This window comes from Nocardiopsis prasina DSM 43845 (assembly GCF_000341265.1).
Classification (GTDB): Bacteria; Actinomycetota; Actinomycetes; order Streptosporangiales; family Streptosporangiaceae; genus Nocardiopsis; species Nocardiopsis prasina.
This window is the reverse complement of record NZ_ANAE01000119.1, coordinates 1-3,544: the sequence shown is the minus strand read 5'-3', so window position 1 is coordinate 3,544 and position 3,544 is coordinate 1. Positions and strand designations below refer to the sequence as shown.

3 protein-coding genes and 1 pseudogene are annotated in these 3,544 nt (G+C 73.1%); 2 read left to right on the top strand and 2 right to left on the bottom strand.

Going from position 1 to position 3,544, the window contains the following annotated elements:
* The coding region (locus tag D452_RS0112020; protein WP_017544394.1) for a MauE/DoxX family redox-associated membrane protein at nt 1–390 on the bottom strand (390 nt) is incomplete at its 3' end.
* 3 nt (nt 391–393) lie between these two features.
* Entirely contained in the window at nt 394–1,356 is a 963-nt protein-coding gene (locus D452_RS0112015) for a hypothetical protein (protein ID WP_017544393.1), read from the bottom strand.
* Between the two features lie 458 nt (nt 1,357–1,814).
* Between D452_RS0112015 and D452_RS0112010 the strand changes: the two genes are divergently transcribed.
* Nucleotides 1,815–2,342 (top strand): SigE family RNA polymerase sigma factor, encoded by a 528-nt coding sequence (locus tag D452_RS0112010; RefSeq protein ID WP_040693639.1) that lies wholly within the window; start codon nt 1,815–1,817, stop codon nt 2,340–2,342.
* Nucleotides 2,343–2,773: 431 nt separating this feature from the next.
* Nucleotides 2,774–3,544 (top strand): annotated as a pseudogene (locus tag D452_RS28170) (ABC transporter ATP-binding protein); the annotation flags it as partial.

Here is a 3,544-nt window from a genome sequence, read left to right as displayed (position 1 = left end):
GGCCGCGCCCACCGCCAGCAGGCCCGCTCGGGTGAGCGTGCGCCAGCCGATCGGCGTCCGGCTCAGGCCGCCGAAGCAGCCGCATCCGGCCTCGGGGTCGCGGCGGCGGGCCACCAGCAGCAGGACCACGGACGCCGCGAACATCAGGGCAGTGAGCACCCGGGCCGCCTCGCCGAGGAGGCCGGTCGCGGTCAGCAGCGCCACTGCCAGGGCCGCCTCCAGCAGGCAGGTGGCGAGCGTGACGGGGCGGCGCAGACGTTCGGGCAGCAGGACGGACACGCCCGTCCCCGCCGCGCGCGGGCTGGCCTTGGCCGCCGCGCCGAGCAGGAGCAGGGCCGCGAGGAGCGGTAGCTGGACCTCACGGATCGCTTCGAGAACCTCCGGGAACATCGGTCAGCCCTCCAGGTTGGCGACGGTCATGGTCGCGTTGAAGCAGCCCGCCTCCAGCCGCCCGCCGAGGGCGACGAAGGAGGTCATGGTGAGGGAGGCGAGGCGGCCCGCGCTCTGGCTCCCGCACGCGGGGCAGAGGTCGCACAGCCAGCTGTCGGCGGCGGCGCAGTCCACGACGGGGACGACGGCGGCGTCCTGTGTGCAGTCGTTGCGCAGGTGGAGCGTGGCCCCGGTGGACAGCAGCGGAAGCGGCACGCAGGAAGTGCGACGGTCGCAGGAACCGTCGTGGCCGACCGGATCGAGCGCCGGGTAGGCGGCCCCCGCGGCCACGGCCCTCGGGTCCAGGTGGCTGGCGCGCCCCCAGGCGGGGTCGTACCAGGTGGCGATCCCGGTGAGGGTCGCGGAGTGCTCCCGTGTGGGAGGACGGCGCGGGGTGGAGTTCAGCGGATAGGGCGGCTGGGTGGTGACCGGCCGCGTCGCCTCGATCTCCGCACCCCGCCAGACGCCGACGGCGTCGAACAGGTGGCCCGCCTCCAGCCTCGGGTGGCGCACCCCGATGCGCCCGGAGGAGCGGTAGGGAAGGATCACGGTCAGACGGGGACGGCCGTGACCGGGGTCGATCCGCAGGGTGTCGCCCTCGCGGTCGGTGATGACCCCGGTGGCCCGGGCGGTACGCGCCCAGACGCGTTCGGCGACCAGGCGGCCGTCATGCGAGCACAGCACCACGACGTCGTCGCCGGGGCGCAGTTCGGTGGGCAGTACCTCGCCGCCGCGCCAGAAGGAGGTGAAGCGTTCGTAGAGGAACCGCTCCTCCCCCTCGGGTGTGGCGACGCAGAGCATGTACGACGTGGCGTCGACGACCACGCCGCGCACGACACGGCGGTGGACCGGTGTGGGCTCGGGTACGGCCTCGGCACCGAGCACGGCGGCGGTGAACCGCCGTCGGTCCCGGCCACTGTCCGTCATCACTGACATGTCCTTCGCGCCCCCTTGTAGACCGACTCGTCCGTCTGTGCCCATTGTCTCCCCCACCTCCCGGAACGGCCGCTCACACGCCGACACGTGTCGGTTCGTGTCGGTGGGGGCGACGCGCCCGGGAGGAGGTGACCGCTTCGCCTGCGGGCAAGGGAGAACTCCCCTCCGCCCACTCACGATTCTCCGTCACTGCACGAAAGCATTTGTACACACTTTGTGTCCGCCAGGCGTTCGGCACGCCCTTGGCAAGTCCTCACTCCGACACGCCCGGCTCCGGAAAGCGCCTCGCCCTCGCCCCTACCGCACGGGGGTTTGTTCGCTGATCGTGCGATTTGTCGCCACGTGGTGTCCAGGTTCCTGGGGATTTGCGTTCGCTGTGTGAGAGTGAGAGTCCAGAGCGGCCCGCGACAGCGGTGCGCACGCTGGCGGCACGCGACGGGGTCGAGGCGGTGACGGACGTGAACGGGACGACACGGACACCCAGGTCCGAGGAGTTCAGCGAATACGTGTCCGAGCGCGGAACGGCGCTGCTCCGCATGGCGCGCTCCCTCACCAACAGCCACGCGGACGCTGAGGACCTGCTCCAAGCGGCGCTGGTCAAGACCTTCCTCGCCTGGGGACGCATCGCCAACCCCCGGGCCCGGGACGGCTACGTGCGCCGGGCCATGGTCAACACCCAGATCTCCGAGTGGCGCCGCAAGCGCCTCGACGTGTACCCCACCGACGAGATCCCCGAGCAGCGGCTGGACGACCCCACCTGGCGCAGCGACCTGGCCGACGTCGTGGGCCGCGCCATCGATCGCCTGCCCGCCCGGCAGCGCACCACGGTGGTGCTGCGCTACTACGAGGACCTCACCGAGGCCCAGATCGCCGAGCGCATGGGCGTGACCATCGGCACCGTGAAGAGCACCCTGTCCCGGGCCGTGGAGAAACTGCGCGGCGACGCCGACCTCGTCATCGAGCGCACCACCTCCTGACCTGGCCGCCAGGTTCCGCCGCACCCTCGTGGCGCGCCTCCTTTTGCGGACACCGGTCCGCCAGTCACCGGCGCCCTCCCCCGGGGCTTTGGGCGCGGCCGATTCGTACAGGTATTCGGATCGCGACTTTCCCCCGGAATCCTCCTCGCGGTCCCGCGCCCCCTCGCCCGCTCCGCCGAACGCCTCCTCCCACCGCCTCACGATCCGGTCCGACCGCAACCGCCGGGGCCTCCCCTGGGCGTCGTGGTCCCGGGCGATGATCGGCACCGCCCGAACCGCCCCGACCCCCAGGAGGAACCGCCGTGCGCACCACCCGCTTCCCTTAGACCCCCGAACCCGAGGGCCTTGACCTGCCAGAACTCTCCCCGCCCCGGTGGCTCAGCCACCACGGCGAGATCGCTGGCGCCTCCTGGTTCCGGATCGCCCGCCGCGTGCCCCGGCTGGTCGGACAGGCCGCCGCCCTGGCCTGGCGCAGCGGCCCGCGCGACCTCCTCGCCACCGTCCTGTTCACCCTCGGCAGCGGGGCCACCACCGCCTGGGCGCTGGTCGCCACCACCTCCGTGCTCACGGAACTCTTCGCGGAGGTGCCCACCCCGGCGCGTGTGGCCGCCGCGCTCCCCTCCCTGGCCCTGCTCGCCGCGGCGCTGGTCGCCCGGGGCGGCTGCGGGGCCCTGGCCGGTCGTGCCCGGGCCCGGCTCGCCCCCAAGGTGGTCCTGGCCGCCGAACGGAGCCTGCTGCTGGACGCCACCTCCGTGGAGCTGCGGGCCTTCGACGACAGCGACTTCCACGACCACCTGTTCCGGTCCCGCACCCGGGGCTGCGAGGAGGCGGGCCAGCTGGTCCGCCAGACCACGGACCTGCTCACCGGCCTGGCGGGGATCGTCGCCGCCGCCGGGGTTCTGGCCGTCCTGCACCCGGTGCTGGTCCCGCTCCTTCTCCTCGCGATGGTCCCCCAGTGGTGGGGCGCGGCCGCGTCCGCGCGCATGCGGTACCGGATGGTCCTCGCCTTCACCGAGGGGCGGCGCCGCAAGTCCATGCTGGAGCAGCTCATGACGGCGCGGGAGAGCGCCGCCGAGGTGCGTTCGTTCACCATGGAGCGCCGTCTCCTCGACGGTTTCGACCGCGTCGCCCACCGGGAGCTGGACATCCACCTGAGGCTGGCCACCCGCCAGTCCGTGGTCCGGCTCGCCGGGGACACCGCC